General features: G+C 39.7%; 18 protein-coding genes. 12 read left to right on the forward strand and 6 right to left on the reverse strand.

Annotated features, from left to right (window positions below; all coding sequences use genetic code 11):
• Positions 1-77: 77 nt before the first annotated feature.
• The 9 genes from rsxA (at position 78) to JEP40_RS02530 (ending at position 9,580) form a co-directional block, all read left to right on the forward strand.
• Positions 78-659: an electron transport complex subunit RsxA gene (gene rsxA, locus JEP40_RS02490; protein WP_006536930.1), complete on the forward strand. Its 582-nt coding sequence runs from the start codon at positions 78-80 to the stop codon at positions 657-659.
• Positions 659-1,285 (forward strand): electron transport complex subunit RsxB, encoded by a 627-nt coding sequence (rsxB, locus tag JEP40_RS02495; RefSeq protein ID WP_198622308.1) that lies wholly within the window; start codon positions 659-661, stop codon positions 1,283-1,285. The genes rsxA and rsxB overlap by 1 nt, the downstream gene beginning before the upstream one ends.
• Positions 1,278-3,701, forward strand: coding sequence for an electron transport complex subunit RsxC (rsxC, locus tag JEP40_RS02500; RefSeq protein ID WP_198622309.1), 2,424 nt, complete (start codon positions 1,278-1,280; stop codon positions 3,699-3,701). Before rsxB ends, rsxC begins: the two co-directional genes overlap by 8 nt.
• Before the next feature lie 6 nt (positions 3,702-3,707).
• Positions 3,708-4,784 carry an electron transport complex subunit RsxD gene (gene rsxD / locus JEP40_RS02505; protein WP_198622310.1) on the forward strand — a complete coding sequence of 359 codons (1,077 nt, stop codon included), beginning with the start codon at positions 3,708-3,710 and terminating at the stop codon, positions 4,782-4,784.
• Between the two features lie 18 nt (positions 4,785-4,802).
• A complete protein-coding gene (gene rsxG / locus JEP40_RS02510) occupies positions 4,803-5,429 on the forward strand; it encodes an electron transport complex subunit RsxG (protein WP_198622311.1) in 627 nt (208 codons plus the stop codon).
• 1 nt (position 5,430) lies between these two features.
• Positions 5,431-6,135, forward strand: a complete 705-nt coding sequence (locus JEP40_RS02515) for an electron transport complex subunit E (RefSeq protein ID WP_036937069.1) — start codon at positions 5,431-5,433, stop codon at positions 6,133-6,135.
• Between the two features lie 12 nt (positions 6,136-6,147).
• Entirely contained in the window at positions 6,148-6,786 is a 639-nt protein-coding gene (nth, locus tag JEP40_RS02520; RefSeq protein WP_198622312.1) for an endonuclease III, read from the forward strand.
• Positions 6,787-6,899: 113 nt separating this feature from the next.
• On the forward strand, positions 6,900-8,846 hold the full coding sequence (locus JEP40_RS02525; RefSeq protein WP_198622313.1) for an exoribonuclease II: 1,947 nt from the start codon (positions 6,900-6,902) through the stop codon (positions 8,844-8,846).
• A gap of 185 nt (positions 8,847-9,031) precedes the next feature.
• Positions 9,032-9,580 carry an RNA 2'-phosphotransferase gene (locus JEP40_RS02530; RefSeq protein ID WP_198622314.1) on the forward strand — a complete coding sequence of 183 codons (549 nt, stop codon included), beginning with the start codon at positions 9,032-9,034 and terminating at the stop codon, positions 9,578-9,580.
• Between the two features lie 74 nt (positions 9,581-9,654).
• Here JEP40_RS02530 and yciH read toward each other — a convergent pair whose 3' ends face one another.
• The 5 genes from yciH to pgpB all read right to left on the reverse strand — a co-directional run bounded on the left by yciH (position 9,655) and on the right by pgpB (position 13,208).
• Entirely contained in the window at positions 9,655-9,978 is a 324-nt protein-coding gene (gene yciH / locus JEP40_RS02535; RefSeq protein WP_072068012.1) for a stress response translation initiation inhibitor YciH, read from the reverse strand.
• 77 nt (positions 9,979-10,055) lie between these two features.
• Positions 10,056-10,784 (reverse strand): orotidine-5'-phosphate decarboxylase, encoded by a 729-nt coding sequence (pyrF, locus tag JEP40_RS02540; protein WP_198622315.1) that lies wholly within the window; start codon positions 10,782-10,784, stop codon positions 10,056-10,058.
• Between the two features lie 45 nt (positions 10,785-10,829).
• Positions 10,830-11,999 carry a lipopolysaccharide assembly protein LapB gene (gene lapB / locus JEP40_RS02545; protein WP_198622316.1) on the reverse strand — a complete coding sequence of 390 codons (1,170 nt, stop codon included), beginning with the start codon at positions 11,997-11,999 and terminating at the stop codon, positions 10,830-10,832.
• Between the two features lie 12 nt (positions 12,000-12,011).
• Positions 12,012-12,329: a LapA family protein gene (locus JEP40_RS02550; RefSeq protein WP_109408762.1), complete on the reverse strand. Its 318-nt coding sequence runs from the start codon at positions 12,327-12,329 to the stop codon at positions 12,012-12,014.
• 159 nt (positions 12,330-12,488) lie between these two features.
• A complete protein-coding gene (gene pgpB, locus JEP40_RS02555; protein ID WP_198622317.1) occupies positions 12,489-13,208 on the reverse strand; it encodes a phosphatidylglycerophosphatase B in 720 nt (239 codons plus the stop codon).
• A gap of 265 nt (positions 13,209-13,473) precedes the next feature.
• On the opposite strand from pgpB, the gene ribA reads away from it, so the two are divergent.
• Both ribA and nlpA read left to right on the forward strand, forming a co-directional pair.
• Positions 13,474-14,073, forward strand: coding sequence for a GTP cyclohydrolase II (gene ribA / locus JEP40_RS02560; protein ID WP_198622318.1), 600 nt, complete (start codon positions 13,474-13,476; stop codon positions 14,071-14,073).
• 251 nt (positions 14,074-14,324) lie between these two features.
• Complete coding sequence (gene nlpA, locus JEP40_RS02565; protein ID WP_198622319.1) at positions 14,325-15,140, forward strand: lipoprotein NlpA; 816 nt, start codon at positions 14,325-14,327, stop codon at positions 15,138-15,140.
• Positions 15,141-15,267: 127 nt separating this feature from the next.
• Here the strand turns inward: nlpA and acnA are convergent, their stop codons facing one another.
• Positions 15,268-17,940, reverse strand: a complete 2,673-nt coding sequence (gene acnA, locus JEP40_RS02570) for an aconitate hydratase AcnA (protein ID WP_198622320.1) — start codon at positions 17,938-17,940, stop codon at positions 15,268-15,270.
• Between the two features lie 219 nt (positions 17,941-18,159).
• Here acnA and JEP40_RS02575 point away from each other — a divergent pair, with 219 nt between their 5' ends.
• Entirely contained in the window at positions 18,160-18,990 is an 831-nt protein-coding gene (locus JEP40_RS02575) for a hypothetical protein (RefSeq protein ID WP_198622321.1), read from the forward strand.
• Positions 18,991-19,014: the final 24 nt, after the last annotated feature.

A 19,014-nucleotide genomic window follows, 5' to 3' on the forward strand; every position in this document is an offset into this window, starting at 1 on the left:
TGATATTATATACGCTTGTTTAGCCTCTTTATTTCAGGAGGCTTTTTGTTTCTCTGTTTAACAATTTTGGCATAACAATGACTGATTACTTGCTTCTATTCGTCGGCACCGTATTGGTGAATAACTTTGTACTCGTCAAATTCCTAGGTTTATGCCCATTTATGGGTGTATCAAAAAAATTAGAAACCGCGATCGGTATGGGATTTGCGACGACCTTTGTTATGACTCTCGCCTCTATTAGTTCATGGCTGATGGATAACTTTATTTTAGTTCCTTTGGACTTACTTTATTTACGCACACTGAGCTTTATTTTAGTTATTGCAGTAGTTGTACAATTCACTGAAATGGTTGTAAGAAAAACAAGCCCAACACTCTATCGTTTGTTGGGGATCTTCTTACCTTTAATTACCACAAACTGTGCTGTCTTAGGTGTTGCGTTATTAAATATCAATCAAGCACACACGTTTATGCAGTCAGCTGTTTATGGTTTTGGTGCAGCCGTAGGTTTTTCTCTTGTGATGGTATTATTTGCTGCCATTAGAGAAAGATTAGCCGTGGCAAATGTCCCTGCGCCATTTAAAGGTGCATCAATTGGTTTAATTACCGCAGGTTTAATGTCTCTCGCTTTTATGGGTTTTAGTGGTTTGGTGAAACTGTAATGAATTCTTTATGGATAGCAATTGGCGTACTTGGTGCGCTAGGTCTTATCTTTGGGCTAATTTTGGGCTATTCCGCGCGTCGTTTTAAAGTGGAAGAAGATCCTATTGTTGAAAAAATAGATGCTATTTTGCCACAGAGTCAATGTGGGCAATGTGGACATCCTGGTTGTCGCCCTTATGCTGACGCTGTTGCAAACAATGGTGAAATGATTAATCGTTGTGCGCCGGGTGGCGAACAAGTGATGTTAAAAATCGCAGAATTAATGGGTGTTGAACCTCAACCGCTAGATGGTGACGAAGAAACATTAAATCCTATTAGAAAAGTCGCCTTAATTGATGAAGATAATTGCATTGGATGTACTAAGTGTATTCAAGCTTGCCCTGTTGATGCCATTGTAGGTGCAACGCGCGCAATGCATACAGTTATTGAGGATTTATGTACTGGGTGTGACTTATGTGTTCCACCTTGCCCTACTGATTGTATTACCTTAGTACCAGTCAAAGTAACAACCTCAAATTGGAAATGGGATTTAAATACTATCCCAGTTAAGAACATTCCAGCAGAGCCTGAAGAAACACCTGAAGATGAACCGTCATTAAAGACGGAGGATAATGCTCATGTTTAATCTCTTTTCGTTATTTAAAAAAGATAAAATCTGGGATTTTAAAGGCGGTATTCATCCTCCTGAAATGAAATTACAGTCAAGTCGCACACCAATGCGTATCGCACAATTGCCTGATGAAGTGATTGTCCCAATTCATCAACACTTAGGTGTACCTGGCCAACTTTGTGTTAGCGTGGGTGAGCATGTTTTAAAAGGCCAACCTTTAACCAAAGGTGTTGGTAGAACACTCCCTGTTCATGCGTCTATCTCTGGTACTGTCACTGCAATAGAACCCTTTCCAAGTGCTCACCCTTCAGGGTTACCTGAAATTGCCGTAAGAATTCAATCTGACGGTAAAGATGAATGGCGTGAACAATTCCCACTTACTAATTACCAATCGGAAAGTAAGGAGACTTTACTTGCTCGTATCCATGAAGCGGGTATTGCTGGATTAGGGGGAGCTGGATTCCCGACTGCTTCAAAATTAAAAGGCGGTGGTGATTTAGTTAAGACACTGATTGTCAATGCAGCAGAATGTGAACCTTATATCACTGCAGATGATCGCTTAATGCAAGAGCATGCTGATGAGGTGATTACAGGTTGTCAGGTATTAATTCACCTTCTCTGTCCTGACGAAGTGTTAATTGGTATTGAAGATAACAAACCTGAAGCTATTGAAGCATTGAAACAAGCATTAAATGCCGTACCTGATGAGAAACGAATTTTTATTCGAGTCATTCCCACAAAATATCCCTCTGGTGGTGCTAAACAACTTACTAAGATCTTAACGGGTAAGGAAGTACCATCGGGTGGTCGTTCATCTGATATTGGCGTCTTGATGCAAAACGTTGGTACCGTTGTTGCCATCAAACGCGCCATTATTGATGATGAGCCTTTAATTGAACGTGTTGTCACAGTCACCGGTAATGGTGCCAAAACACCAGGTAACTTCTGGGCGCGTTTGGGCACTCCTATTTATTCATTACTGAAACAAGCTGGTTTTGTTGCAGGCTCTGAACAAATGGTGATTATGGGAGGGCCATTGATGGGCTTTACCTTACCTGACTTAAATGCTCCTGTTGTTAAGATAACCAACTGCTTACTTATCCCTTCAGTTGAAGAGATGGATACAGATAACCTTGAAGAGGCATGCATCCGTTGTGGTCATTGTGTCGATGCTTGTCCAAGTGGTTTATTGCCTCAACAACTTTACTGGTTTAGTAAAGGTAAAGAGCATGAGAAAGCACAACAACACAACTTATTTGACTGTATTGAATGTGGCGCTTGTGCGTTTGTTTGCCCAAGTAATATCCCGCTAGTTCAATACTATCGTCAAGAAAAGGCTGAAATACGTGAAATTGATGCAGAAGCCAAACGTGCCACCGAAGCTAAAGCGCGTTTTGAAGCGAAAAAATTACGTATGGAACGAGAGAAACTTGAGCGTGAAGCAAGGCATCAACGTGCTGCAGTTAAACTTGATGATAATGAACATAATGAAGTTCAATCTGCGCTCTCTCGCGTAAAAGAAAAACAGAGTATCGGTAAAATTATTTCTGTGAAAGCGGGAGAAGAGCCAGATAACGCAGCAGCTATCGCCGCACGTAGAAAACGTAAAGAGGAAGTTAGAGCAAAACAGGCTGCTAAATTAGCACAGCAAGCTACTGAAACATCTTCAGCCGTAGAAGCCCCTACTCAAAATGCTAAAGCGGAAGATGTCGATCCACGCAAAGCTGCCGTTGCCGCTGCATTAGCGCGTGTTAAAGCTAAAAAAGCACAGCAAGCTACTGAAACATCTTCAGCCGTAGAAGCTCCTACTCAAAATGCTAAAGCGGAAGATGTAGATCCACGCAAAGCTGCTGTTGCTGCCGCATTAGCACGTGTTAAAGCTAAAAAAGCACAGCAAGCTACTGAAACATCTTCAGCCGTAGAAGCTCCTACTCAAAATGCTAAAGCAGAAGAAGTCGATCCGCGCAAAGCTGCTGTTGCTGCCGCATTAGCGCGTGTTAAAGCTAAAAAAGCACAGCAAGCTACTGAAACATCTTCAGCCGTAGAAGCTCCTGCTCAAAATGCTAAAGCAGAAGAAGTCGATCCGCGCAAAGCTGCTGTTGCTGCCGCATTAGCGCGTGTTAAAGCTAAAAAAGCACAGCAAGCCTCTCAAGCAACTCCTGCCGTTAAAGCTCCTGTTGAAAATACTGAGGCTGAAGATGTCGATCCGCGCAAAGCTGCTGTCGCTGCCGCCATTGCCAGAGTGAAAGCAAAAAAAGAAGCGCAGCAAGCTCAAGCGGAAACTACAATCGATGAAGTGCCAGCTCAAAATGCTAAAAAAGTCAAAGATATCGATCCACGCAAAGCTGCCGTTGCTGCCGCCATTGCCAGAGTGAAAGCAAAAAAAGAAGCCGAACAACGTCGAGCTAAAGAAGAAGTTACCTTGGATTAATCACAGATGAAATTTAGACCGATACAAAATAACAATAGTAAATTAAAAATTGCGAGTTCCCCTTTCACGCATAATCAGCAATCCACCAGTCAAGTTATGCTATGGGTCACATTAGCCGCACTACCGGGGATCATCAGTCAGATCTATTTTTTTGGTTTAGGCACCCTTTACCAAATTATATTGGCTATTATCGTTGCACTAGTGGCTGAAACTGTGTGTGTAAAACTTAAAAAAGAAGATCCATTACTCTACCTCAAAGATAACTCAGCACTGCTTACTGGTGTATTACTAGCAATTAGTATTCCCCCCTTGGCACCATGGTGGATCATTGTTTTAGGTACCTTTGTTGCTGTCGTTATCGCAAAACATATTTATGGTGGCTTAGGGCAAAATCCATTTAACCCCGCAATGGTAGGTTATGTTGTTTTACTGATCTCATTCCCAGTACAAATGACATCATGGATGCCTCCTGTTGAGTTGCAAGCTGTCTCTTACAATATCATGGACAGTTTAAGCATCTTCTTTACAGGCCATACATCATCAGGCTTAACGCTTGAAGATTTAAGACGCTCTGTTGATGGCATTACACAAGCAACACCTCTTGATAGTTTTAAAACCGGATTATTAACTCATTCTATTGATGAAGTGTTAGCGACGCCTATTTTACAGGGTGAATTTGCCGGCATTGGATGGCAATGGGTGAATGTAGCTTATTTAGTTGGTGGATTAGTTCTGCTCTATAAACGCATTATTAGCTGGCATATCCCTGTTGCAATGATCTCAATGTTAGCCTTATGTTCTGTTATTAGTTGGGGTATCGATCCTACTCGTTACTCGCAACCCCTATTACAAATTTTCTCAGGGGCAACAATGTTAGGGGCTTTCTTTATTGCGACAGATCCCGTAAGTGCCTCTACAACCCCTAAAGGCCGTTTAATTTATGCTGGTATGATTGGCTTATTAGTGTGGATTATCCGCGTTTATGGTGGATATCCAGATGCTGTTGCCTTTTCAGTATTACTTGCCAATATCGCCGTACCTTTAATTGATAGCTATACACGCCCTCGTGTTTATGGGCATTAATGTGCCAAGGAGAAAATGATGATCGAAATCTTAAAACGTCATGGGCTAACATTAGCTATCTTTGCAGCTTGTACAACGGGTTTGACTGCAGTGGTATACCACTTAACGGCAGACACCATCGCAGAACAAGTGGCTATAGAAAAACAAAAATTATTGGATCAAGTGATCCCTCAAACAATGTATAACAATGAACTTTCTAAAGATTGTTATCTACTTACGGCTCCTGAATTGGGAAATACAAAACCTCATAAACTGTATGTAGCGCGTTTAGAAGGTAAACCTGTCGCAGCCGCATTAGAATCTACCGCGCCAGATGGCTATTCCGGTGCAATTGAACTTCTTGTTGGCGCTGACTTTAAAGGTAACGTTCTAGGCGTTCGTGTAACAGCACATAACGAAACTCCTGGCCTGGGTGATAAAATCGAAACACGTATTTCTGATTGGATCACAACACTGAGCCATAAATTCATTTCCAGTGAAAACGATCCACATTGGGCTGTAAAAAAAGATGGTGGCGACTTTGATCAATTTACAGGTGCGACGATCACCCCCCGCGCTGTCGTTAACTCTTCAAAACGCACAGCATGGCTAATACAATCATTACCAGAGAAACTTGATACTCTCTCTGTCTGTGAGGCGAATTAATATGAACTCCATTAAAACGCTCTTTGCTCAAGGGTTATGGACAAACAACTCAGCCCTAGTGCAGTTGCTTGGTCTATGTCCTTTACTCGCGGTTTCTTCTACAGCAACGAACGCACTAGGCTTAGGGCTTGCGACAACATTAGTACTATTTTGCACCAATGTGGCAGTTTCAAGTTTACGTCGTTGGGTTCCTTCTGAAATTCGCATCCCAATTTATGTTATGATAATCGCGTCTGTCGTTAGTGCTGTACAATTACTGATCAACGCATACGCCTACGGTTTATACCAGTCGTTGGGGATCTTTATTCCATTAATAGTCACCAACTGTATTGTTATTGGCCGTGCTGAAGCCTTCGCTGCTAAAAATGAAGTCTTTCCTTCTGCTATTGATGGTTTAGCAATGGGATTAGGGGCAACAGCCGCACTCTTTGTGTTAGGCGCGATCCGTGAAATTTTAGGTAACGGAACATTATTTGACGGTGCAGATTTACTGTTAGGTGAATGGGCTCAAGTATTAAGAATCGAAATAGTTCATTTAGATTCCCCCTTCTTACTTGCCATTTTACCACCAGGCGCCTTTATCGGTTTAGGCTTTATGTTAGCGGGAAAATACCTTATCGATGAAAGACAGAAAAAGCGCAGCGCTTCGACAATGAAAACTTATGAAAAAGAACAAGGCTGTGGTAGTCATATTGTTAAAAATTAATTTGTGAGCATAATGAATCAAGCAAAACGTATTGAAATTCTAACTCGGTTGCGTGATAACAATCCGCAACCTACGACAGAGCTAAAATTTGACTCTCCGTTTGAATTATTGATCTCCGTGTTACTCTCTGCACAAGCCACCGATGTGAGTGTCAATAAGGCAACTGCTAAACTTTATCCTGTTGCCAATACACCACAAGCTATCCTGAGTTTAGGGGTGGATGGACTTAAGAAATACATTAAAACCATTGGCCTATATAATACCAAAGCTGAAAATGTGATTAAGACCTGTCAAATCTTGGTAGATAAACATCACAGTGAGGTTCCTGAAAACAGAGAAGCCCTTGAAGCTTTGCCAGGTGTTGGTCGCAAAACTGCAAATGTTGTTTTAAATACCGCATTTGGTTGGCCAACAATTGCTGTCGATACACATATCTTTAGAGTGAGTAATCGTACAGGCTTTGCCCCCGGCAAGAATGTCAATGAAGTTGAGCAAAAACTCTTAAAGGTTGTTCCGGCAGAATTTAAAGTTGATTGCCATCACTGGCTTATTCTTCACGGTCGTTATACCTGTATTGCACGAAAACCACGGTGTGGCTCTTGTATTATTGAAGATCTGTGTGAATTTAAAGAAAAAACAGATCCCGAATAAAAATTTGCCGATTTGTCTGTTTTTCTGATGCAATATTACTTGCGTCACTACGCACAATCGAATAAAACTATTGCCCACTTTTATTATTAAAACTGCCGACTTTCCGGAAAAATATGTTTCAAGACAATCCGCTGCTTGCACAGCTAAAACAGCAACTCCATGCCCAAACACCGCGCGTGGAAGGCCTTGTAAAGGGAACAGATAAAGGCTTTGGCTTCCTTGAAGTTGATGGTCAGAAAAGCTATTTTATTCCCCCTCCGCAAATGAAAAAAGTGATGCACGGAGACCGTGTAATTGCCGCTGTTCATACCAATAACGACAAAGAATCAGTTGAACCTGAAGAGTTAGTCGAACCCTTTTTAACTCGTTTTGTCGGCCGTATTCAGAGAAAAGAGGGTGATAACCGTCTGTGGATAATACCAGACCATCCTTTACTAAAAGATGCAATTCCTTGTCGCCCAGCTCAAGGTTTAACCCATAATTTTGTCGATCAAGATTGGGCTGTTGCGGTTATGCGCCGTCACCCACTTAATAAAGGTGATAAAGGTTTTCAGGCAGAAATCACCGACTATATTACAGATAAAGACGATCACTTCGCCCCTTGGTGGGTAACCTTAATGCGCCATCAACTTGAGCGCGATGCGCCAGAAATGGGCAATGAAGCTCTTACATTACATGATGCATTACCTCGTGAAGATCTGACTTCTCTCTCCTTTGTCACTATTGACAGTGCATCAACAGAAGACATGGATGACGCACTCTTTATTCGTAAAGAAGAGAACGGTCAATTAACGCTATTTATCGCCATTGCCGATCCTACGGCTTATATTCTGCCAAATAGTGAATTAGATAAAATTGCGGCACAACGCGCACTAACTAACTATCTGCCGGGCTTTAACATCCCAATGTTGCCTCGCGAGCTATCTGATAACATCTGCTCATTACGCCCTAATGAAAAGCGTCCAGCATTAGTTTGCCAAGTCAGCATTGCGCAAGATGGTGCATTACTTGACGATATTCACTTCTATTCTGCATGGGTAGTATCTAAAGCTAAACTGGTTTACGACCATATTTCAGATTGGTTAGAAGGCGGTAATGGTGATTGGAAACCAGAGAATGATATCGTTCATGAACAAGTAATGTTATTAAAAGAAATGTGTGAAAAACGTCATGAGTGGCGTGAAAAACATGCTCTGGTCTTTAAGGAACGCCCAGATTACCGCTTTATTCTTGATGAAGGTGGCAATGTATTAGATATCGTGGCTGAAAATCGTCGTATTGCAAACCGCATTGTTGAAGAAGCGATGATCACGGCCAATATCTGTGCAGCTAAAGTGTTGGCAAAAAACTTAGGCTTTGGTGTTTATAACGTTCACACAGGTTTTGATCCACTTTATATCGATCAAGTTGTACAAACTCTAAAAGATAATGGCATTGAAACCACTTCTGAAAGATTGTTAACCCTTGAAGGTTTCTGCCAATTACGTCGTGAACTCGATAACCAACCGAATCAATTCCTTGATAGCCGTATTCGTCGTTACCAAAACTTTGCTGAAATCAAATCAGAGCCAGGCCCACACTTTGGCTTAGGGCTGGAAGCTTACGCAACATGGACATCGCCGATCCGTAAATACAGTGATATTTTAAATCACCGTTTACTGAAAGCGATTATTAGTAAAGAACCGGCTGAAAAACCACAAGAAGAAGATGGTATTCGTATTGCGGAACGCCGTCGTGCTAATCGTATGGCGGAACGAGATGTGGGTGATTGGTTATATGCTCGTTTCTTAAAACCTTTTGCGGATACTGAAACGCCATTTAACGCTGAAATTATCGATATTACGCGCGGTGGTATTCGTGTTCGTTTAGTTGAAAATGGCGCAGTAGCCTTTATTCCAGCTCCTTTCTTACATGCTGTGCGTGATGAAATTCAATGCAGTCAAGAAACGGGTACAGTGATTGTGAAAGGCGAAAGCGCTTATAAACTCAATGATATCATTCCTGTTCGCATCGAAGATGTAAAACTCGAAACACGTAATATCGTTGCTCGCCCTATCTAATTAGTCTGTAGTCGGTATACAATAAAACTGATGGTTCATTTTGAACTATCAGTTTTTTATGCCTTTTATCTTTGCTAGACATATCACTAGAAATTTAAAGGGAATAAAAAGGAAATATTTTTATGGTATCAAGGAAATAAATTACACATACCATAAATTTAGTAATAAACAAATGGATTGAATTAATGAAAGATAAAGTGCAAATTAGCCGTTTTTTGAGCTATATATTACGACACGCCCCTGAAAGTATTGGTTTATCACTTGATGAACAAGGATGGGGTGAAATATCACAATTGATCTCGTTAGCACAGAAAAAAGGCACGCCACTAACCCTTGAACTAATTAGCGATGTGGTAGAAACAAATGATAAAAAGCGTTTTGCTGTTTCAGAAGATGGACTTTTTATTCGTGCAGTTCAAGGACACTCTCTTAAGACTACTGTTGATTACCAAGCTATTACTCCTCCAAAAATACTTTATCACGGCACAGCGACTCGTTTTATCGACAGTATTTTTAATCGAGGTTTAATACCTAACGGTCGCCAATATGTTCATCTATCACAAGATTATAAAACAGCCGTGAATGTCGGCAACCGTCATGGAAAAGCCGTTGTTTTAATTGTTGATAGTGAAAAAATGTTTAATGAAGGTTTTGAATTTTATCAGGCTGATAATGGTGTATGGTTAACACTTTCCGTGCCTATAAAATATCTAAAAATCGAAGAGAAAGAATAAAATGAAACATAAACAAATAGGTGACATTGTCACCTATAATCTTTATTCATTTCATTGTTATCTAGCTAGCTAAATCAGCCACCAGCCAGTTTAACTTTCATTCCTTTAGCTTCTAATAGCGATTTAATTAAATCACGTTTGTCACCTTGGATCTCAATTAAACCATCTTTTACACTACCACCACAGCCACATTTTTTCTTAAGTTCGGCGGCAAGTTTGGCCAACTCAGCATCATCCAGATCAATACCTGAAACGACACAAACACCTTTACCTTTACGCCCACTAGTTTGGCGCTGAATACGCACAATACCATCACCGACAGGACGTACAGGCTTTTGTTCTTCTTCTTTAATGCGACCCGCATCTGTGGAATAAACCAAACGAGAGTTATTATCCATGTTAATTACATACCTTGTATATATTCGTCATACTTTTAAGATGCAGTGCATTGTCACTTAGCTACATCTTGAGTTGTTTAGAGTATAGAACGATTAATTTGTTGCAATGTTTCAAGAGGATTATCACTACGTGTAATAGGACGTCCAATCACCATATAATCAACCCCTGCTGCAATAGCTTGTTCTGGTGTCATGACTCGACGCTGATCACCAACATCACTCCCTGTAGGACGAATACCTGGCGTCACTAATAAGAAATCATCACCACAAACTTGTTTAAAACGTGTTGCTTCATGTGCAGAGCAAACAACACCATCAAGACCACAAGATTTTGTCAGCAATGCCAACCGCTCTGCTTGTTCTGCCGGCGTTAATGTTATACCCAATTCAATCAGATCAGATTGATCCATACTAGTTAACACCGTCACTGCCGTTAAAAGCGGTGCGTCTTTACCATAGGATGCAAGGCTCTCTTTAGCGGCTCGCATCATGCGACTGCCACCACTTGCATGCACGTTCACCATCCACACACCTAAATCAGCGGCTGCTGCAACTGCTCTTGCAACGGTATTTGGAATATCATGAAATTTTAGATCCAAAAAAATGTCAAAACCGTCTTTTTGTAACTGTGTGACAAATTGAGGTCCAAAACGGGTAAACATCTCTTTACCAATTTTTAAACGACAAGATAAGGGATCGATACGTTGTGCAAAATCTAATGCACTTTTTTGATCTTCATAGTCTAATGCCACAATAACGGGCGTGCAGGTGAACTCGGGCGATTTTTTATCACAATGAAATGACATTTTAGGGCCTTTATTTATAAAGAGACTATTAAAAAAGTGACATCGTCACTGACCATCTAAACCGCGAATAGGTTTAACGGTATCCCATGAACGGCAGGATGGACAATGCCAATATAATGCATGAGAGGTAAAGCCACATTTATGGCAACGATAATCCGGTTTGGTACGAATTTGTTCACCAACCATATAACGCAATAAGATAAGACTCTCTTTAGCGCGACCTTCTTCCGCTTCAGCTAAATGGTAACGCATTAAGCGATAGAAAAGTCGCATCGTAGGATGGCGTTCTAATTGGCGGTTAATATAAAGCTGGGCAGCTTCAATCCCTTCTTTGGCTTCAATAATATCCGCAAGGTAAAGTTCAGCAATTGCTCCACTATTACTATCAACACATTGGCGTAAATACGCCTCCCAACGAGAGGTATCTTCTTGCGTCTGGAAACATTCAAAAAGCATAGGTAATGTTTCACTCACCATCTCTTTATCTTGCTCAATAACTTTCATCAGCACTTCAATGGCTTTCTGTTTCTCATCACGAGCAATATAAATACGGCCATACATAATTGAAACACGAGCACAAAGGGGATCCGCTTGGCCTGCTTTTTGTAGAAAATTAAGTGCACTATCAAGATTATCACTACTCATTTCTTGGAGTGCCAACTCACAGTAAAAATGTGATATTTGTTCTTTTAATTCATGCTGACCTAATTTCACTAATTTTTCAGCTGTTTCGATGGCTTTGCCCCAATCGCTAGTTAACTGGTAAATAGCTAACAAAGATTGTAACGCACTTTGGCGGAACTCTTGCTCATCAATAAGTTGCTGAAACATATTTTCAGCTCGATCGTAAACCCCCGCAGCAACATAGTCACGGCCAAGTTGTTGAACAGCAAGGAGGCGTTGTTCAAAAGAAAGTGCAGCACTTTCCATTAAGGATTGGTGAATACGAATTGCGCGTTCAACTTCACCACGAGAACGGAAAAGATTGCCTAATGTAAGATGCGCTTCAAAAGCAGAGCTATCTTCTTTAAGCATTTCAAGGAAGAGATCAACAGCTTTATCTTGTTGATCTGAGAGTAAGAAGTTAACACCCGCCACGTATTCTCGTGACAGGCGGTCGGCATTCTGCTGTTTATCCTGTTGTGCGCCACGACGCCCCATATACCAGCCGTAAGCAGCCGCGACAGGTAATAACAGAAACAGCAATTCTAGCATCAGCTATCGTCCTTATTTCGTAGCAGAAGCAACCGTTGGGCGACTTTCTTGGCTTTCTTGTTTGGTTTGAGCGCTTTCAAGACGTTTAATCTTACGTTTTGCTCGACCTAGTGATAAACGGGCGCGCAAATAGAAAACACCACTCACAATCCAACCAAGAACAAAGCCTACACCAAACAGCGTGGCCAATAAGGTAGAAATACGATATTCACCTTGAGCAATAAGGTAATTGAATGTGACTACCTGATCGTTATTTGAGCCTAAAGTCATGGCAATGACCACGATAGCAAAAACAAGAATAACCAAAATAAAAAGTAGGACTTTTTTCACATTATTTCCTTTCTTATTCTCTTTTCTTTAGTGGACAGATAAAGGTAGCATTTTCACTGCGCACAAAGAAAGTCATTTCTTAGAATCAACTGATTTTCGTATATTTTTTCACATAAATATTGAAAAAGACATTCTGTATCTCAAAAATAAAGGCTATCGTCAGGATTTGAGTAATAAACGTCGCTCAATCACCTTAAATGCACACCAAACAACCACAGTACTAATAAGAATACCGACAATCACATCAGATGCCCAGTGCATTCCCAATACGATACGCCCTACAGTGACATCGATTCCCCATAATAACCCGAGTGTTGCTAAAAAATAATGACGGCGCAACATAAAAAGAGCAAAAACAAACAAAGCGAGCGTTGCTGCAAATAAACTATGCCCGGATGGAAATGCATAACCGGTTTCCGCTTTCCAATGCTTAAGTTGCCATACTGGGATCACTGGCGAGTTTTCCAATCCTTTTTGGAGCAATTGTTCCCGCTTCAATCTGGGAACTTGATAAAAGTCCTCTGGTGTAATGTGTAAATTCTCACTGACCCAAACAACGTAAGGACGAGGTTCTTTTACTGTATTTTTAACTGCAACCTTAATTAATTGCCCAACGACTAAGGTGGCAGTAATTATCACCGCTAATTGAATAAAATTATTACGTTTTAATTTTAAAACCATAAACAGTAATGCTAAAAACACAAGAAGACTAATGGTTCCCCAAGGTTTAGCCGCACTGTCTGCTATCCACAATGTGCTAATTCCCCCTAAAGGATGATCAGTTGGTCGCCATTGCCAACCCAGCATTAACACTGCACTAGGTATGATTAAGAGTAATATACTGCCTAATAAAATTAATTTTGTTATCTTCTTATTCAATATATCTACCCTTCTAAAATACAAATGTTGTCTTTCATTTATGTTTAAAGACTATCAGTATAAACGATGCTCGTTTAGCAATAAATCATTATGCAATAAGGCTCAAAATCTGATAATTTGTACTGGTGTGAATTTATAAGTGTGTGTTATCCATTTCCTTGCCTATCAGACATGGAAGTATTTCAGTGTTTTATTTCTCTTTGTTCTCGTTATAAAGTGTATAATCTTGAACGAGAGTTTCACCTGAAATTATGAGTCAAAAATAATGAAATTAAGACGTATCGCAGAAGCAAAACTACCTACTCCTTTTGGGGAGTTTTTAATGGTCGGTTTTGAAGAAATCGCAACAGGTAAAGATCACGTCGCCCTAGTCTATGGCGATATCTCAGGCTCAGAGCCTGTATTATCTCGTATTCATTCAGAATGTTTAACGGGTGATGCTTTATTTAGTTTACGTTGTGATTGTGGTTTTCAACTTGAAGCTGCGCTTTCACAAATAAGCAAAGCAGGTCGTGGTGTCTTACTTTATCATCGCCAAGAAGGCCGTAATATTGGCTTACTGAATAAAATAAGAGCTTATGCATTACAAGATAAAGGGTTAGATACCGTTGAAGCAAACCTCGAATTAGGTTTTAAAGCTGACGAACGTGATTTTACCCTTTGTGCTGACATGTATAACTTATTAGGTGTTCATGAAGTGCGGTTATTAACTAATAATCCGAAAAAAATTGAAATCATGAAAATCGCAGGCATTAATGTTATCGAGCGAGTTCCTCTGATTGTCGGGCGTAATCCAAGTAATGCACATTATCTTGATACTAAAGCCGATAAAATGGGCCATCTTTTATTTAAGAAAGCGCAATAATAAAGTAACAGCACAGCATTAATAATTTCAAATCCGAGCCTGAGTTGCTCGGATTTTTTATTCTGTTCCTTTTATTCTATTATCTTGTAAATTCATTCTTTATCTATCTTTCTTTGCTTATATTTTCTTCTTTTTTACCGCTCTTTCTTCATTAAATTATATCATGTGAAAATTTATCATATACGATTTCATTGACTATCTATCTGATTCTAAGTTATTTATTAATAAATAAATTTTGATAGGAAGACATTATGCCATTACATTTTTCTGGTAGGATTTTCGGCGCTCTATTATTAGCAGGAACATTATTAACAGGCTGTGATAATAGTGAAAAAAACAGCTATTCAATCAAAGTTGGTGTGATTAATGGCGCTGAACAAGATGTGGCTGAAATTGCCAAAAAAGTCGCTAAAGAAAAATATGGCTTAGAGGTTGAATTAGTAGGTTTTAGTGGTTCATTATTACCAAATGATCCCACAGCAAATAAAGAATTAGATGCTAATGTTTTTCAGCATCGTCCTTTCCTTGCTCAAGATAATCAATCTCGCGGTTATAATTTAGTGGCTGTGGGTAACACCTTTGTTTTTCCTATGGCGGGCTATTCAACCAAAATTAAACACCCTTCTGAGTTAAAATCTGGTGATACAATTGCCGTTCCTAACGATCCGACCAACTTGGGTCGAGCCTTATTGTTATTAGATAAAGAAAAACTTATTACATTAAAACCAAATAGTGGCTTATTACCTACCGCTATCGATATTATTAGTAATCCTCTTAAATTAAAAATTATGGAGCTAGAAGGCGCACAATTACCACGAGTGTTAAACGATCCTAAAGTCACCGTCGCCATTATTAGCACTACGTACATCCAACAAATTAATTTATCTCCGACAAAAGACAGTATTTTTATTGAAGATAAAAATTCGCCTTACACCAATATTATTGTAGCGAGAGAAGACAATAAAGACGCTGATAATGTACGTGACTTTATCAAAGCTTATCAATCTCCTGAAGTTGCCACCGCTGCCGAAACCATTTTTAACGGGGGAGCAGTTCAGGGTTGGTAAAAATTTATTAGTTTTTTTATGACATAATCTTCTTAAGCTAACTAAAAAACACCCCAAAGTTGATATCCAACTTTTGGGGTGCTGTTCATTTTATAATGAGACGTTTAGCTATACCAATAAGGCCTAATTAAAGCATATTACGAATAACATAATGCAATATGCCACCGTGTTGGAAATAAGCGAGTTCAGTCTGTGTATCAATACGGCAACGCGCCATAATAGTTTCAGTATGATTATTCGCAAAAGTAATATTAACCGCGACATCTTGGCCTGGTGTTAATGCATTTATTCCAGTGATCTCAATTTTCTCATCACCTTTTAAACCTAGTGTTTGACGTGTAATACCTTCAGGGAATTCTAGCGGTAAAACCCCCATACCGATCAAGTTAGAACGATGAATACGCTCAAAAGAACCCGCAATCACGACACGAACACCTAATAAACGCGTTCCTTTGGCAGCCCAGTCACGACTAGAGCCTGAACCATACTCATTCCCTGCAATGATCGCTAGTGGCGTATTTTCTTGCTGATAACGCATTGCCGCATCATAAATTGCTAATGTTTCACCTGTTGGAATATGTTTGGTAAAACCGCCTTCAATTCCCGGTACCATTTCATTACGAATACGAATATTAGCAAAAGTGCCTCGCATCATAACTTCATGGTTACCACGTCGAGAGCCATAAGAGTTAAAGTCTTTCGGCTCTACTCCATGCTCACGTAAATAACGTCCAGCGGGACTATCGGCTTTAATATTTCCCGCAGGTGAAATATGGTCAGTTGTCACTGAATCACCTAAAATTGCCAAGATACTGGCTTGGTGAATATCATTAATTGGTGCTGGCGTTTTCGTCATTCCTTTAAAGAAAGGAGGATGACGGATATAAGTAGAATCTGCCTGCCAAGTATAAACTGGTGTATTTCGTGTTTTCAGTGATTTCCATGTTTCATCTCCCTCAAACACAGCAGAGTACTCTTTATGGAACATCTCTGTTTTCACTTTTTCAACAGCATCCGCAATAGCTTTACTGTCAGGCCAAATATCTTTTAAATAAACAGGATTGCCCTGCTTATCTTTACCTAAAGGTTCTTTAGTAAGATCGATATTCATATTTCCTAACAATGCATAAGCAACCACCAACGGAGGTGAAGCAAGCCAGTTAGTTTTCACTAATGGATGAATTCGACCCTCAAAGTTACGGTTACCCGATAATACTGCTGCAATGGTTAAATCGCTGTCTTTAATTGCGCTTTCAATTGGTGCTAATAAAGGCCCTGAATTACCAATGCAAGTGGTGCAACCGTAACCCACAAGATTAAAACCTAATTCATCAAGATAAGGACTTAACCCTGCTAAATTAAGGTAATCTGTGACAACTTTAGAACCAGGAGCTAAAGAGGATTTAACCCAAGGTTTACGTTGCAACCCTTTTTCTACCGCATTTTTAGCTAGTAACCCCGCAGCCATTAAAACATTCGGGTTTGAAGTATTAGTACAAGATGTAATCGCCGCAATAACGACAGCGCCATCAGTGAGTTCAAATTCAGGATAACCATCAATTTTTACTTTAGGAAAATGTGAAAGTGGTTTCTTGTTTGCTTCAAGTTCTACCGTCGCTTTAAATGCATTAGGAACACTTGCTAAGTTCACTCTATCTTGAGGACGTTTAGGCCCTGCTAGACTTGCTTCAACAGTTCCCATATCAAGAGATAGTGTAGAGGTGAAGATAGGCTCATCACCTGCATTTCGCCATAAACCTTGCTCTTTACTATAAGCTTCGACTAAAGCAATTTCTTGCTCTTCTCGCCCAGTTAAACGCAAATAATCAAGCGTAATATTGTCTATTGGGAAAAAGCCACACGTTGCTCCGTATTCTGGCGACATATTGGCTATCGTCGCCCGATCAGCTAAAGGTAATGAGGCTAAACCATCTCCGTAGAACTCAACAAATTTTCCTACTACACCGTGGGCTCGTAACATTTGAGTAACGGTGAGTACAAGATCTGTTGCTGTAATACCTTCTCGCAGTTTTCCTGTCAGTTTAAAACCGACGACATCAGGAATAAGCATTGAAATAGGCTGACCTAACATTGCAGCCTCAGCTTCAATCCCTCCAACCCCCCAGCCTAAAACACCGAGGCCATTAATCATGGTGGTGTGAGAATCTGTTCCTACTAAGGTATCTGGATAAGCCACATAACGGCCATCTTTTTCTTCAGACCAGATGGCTTTGCCTAAATACTCAAGGTTTACCTGATGACAAATCCCTGTTCCTGGAGGCACAACACGAAAGCGTTCAAACGATTGCTGCCCCCAGCGTAAGAAAAGGTAACGTTCATAGTTACGTTCCATTTCTATTTCAACGTTTTCAGCAAATGCATTTTTACTTGCGTATTCATCAACCATCACAGAGTGATCGATAACTAAATCAACAGGTGACAATGGATTAACCTTTTCCACCTGTCCCCCTAATGATTTTACTGCTTCTCTCATCGCGGCTAAGTCAACAACAGCAGGCACACCTGTAAAATCCTGCATTAAAACCCTTGCCGGTCGATAAGCTATCTCACGTGATGCATGAGCTGTTTTTTGCCAATCGATTAACGCCTTAATATCATCTTCAACAACCGTATCATTATCAAGATAACGTACTAAATTTTCTAACAGTACCTTCAGAGATTTAGGAAGACGGGTAATATCGCCTAATTGACGAGCGACTTCAGTAAGGCGGTAGTACTCATATTCACGAGATCCAACTAAGAGCGTGGAATGGCTCTCTTTTTTCAAATGTAACGACATAGCTCCTCCTTCTTATTTTTATACTGACAGCATGTTTAAACCATCAAAATAGGTAAGGTTATCTATTAAACATATCATATAACTCATAATTTCGCTTAAGGATCACACAATTTGTTAACGTAATGTTATGGCCATCATGGGTTTAATAAATTTTAGTCTCAAGATTTTTATCTAATTAAGATTTAATAACGGAGGTATAACTGTGAAAGGATAATATTTATGGATAATAAACAATCTAAGTTACTAAAGAATATAATAAGTGCCGATCGTTACTTTGCTGAACCTATTACTCCTCCTTTTCCGCAAACTTTAGCGATAAATTCATTACATTCTCAAAATCTAAAAGATACTGAAGGTCTGGTGCAATTTATCATTGCCTCACCAAAATTGTTTGAAGAATTTGAAATAGAAAAAATGTCACAACTTAAAAATATTCAAATTGGACTTATTTCTATCATAGCAAATCATCTTGCTACATTAAAAAAAGAAGATAACGAAGCCTATTATCGTCCTGAACATTGGTTAGAGACACTAAATCATCTTCCTCTTTTAGGGCACAATAAGATGGAAACAAAAAATCTCCATAAACAAACATTTGATTTTTCTGTTGCTCAAGCTTTTATTCAGTTATTACTCGGTACAGCGATTAATGCCACCTCGCCTGCTTTAGGAGAGTTTATTGATTTTTTACGTACACAAGGCCAAAAAATAGAAATTGGATTACAACAATCATTAGATAGTTATCAAACAATAACCGTTGCAGGAGTAACCGAGATCCTCAATCATAATAACCACCTTATTTTTGTACCTAAGTTAAAAGTCTTGAGCTTACGCTTTTCATATCAATCAGCAAAAATGCTTCTTGCCAGTTGCATTGGACGTAAATTTACTGTGTCTTTAGAATACAGCACAATCACCTCTATTTTTGATGCTAATGCACTGGATGATCCGAAGATTAATCAACAATTTTATGATTTTTTAAATAAGTATCGTCAGCTAAGCATTACAAAGTCAGACGCTTTTTTTAGTGGGGATTTTTATTTGAAATAACTTATGCGGAGTTGAGATTGATGA

Source organism: Proteus vulgaris, from assembly GCF_016239305.1.
Lineage (GTDB): Bacteria > Pseudomonadota > Gammaproteobacteria > Enterobacterales > Enterobacteriaceae > Proteus > Proteus vulgaris_C.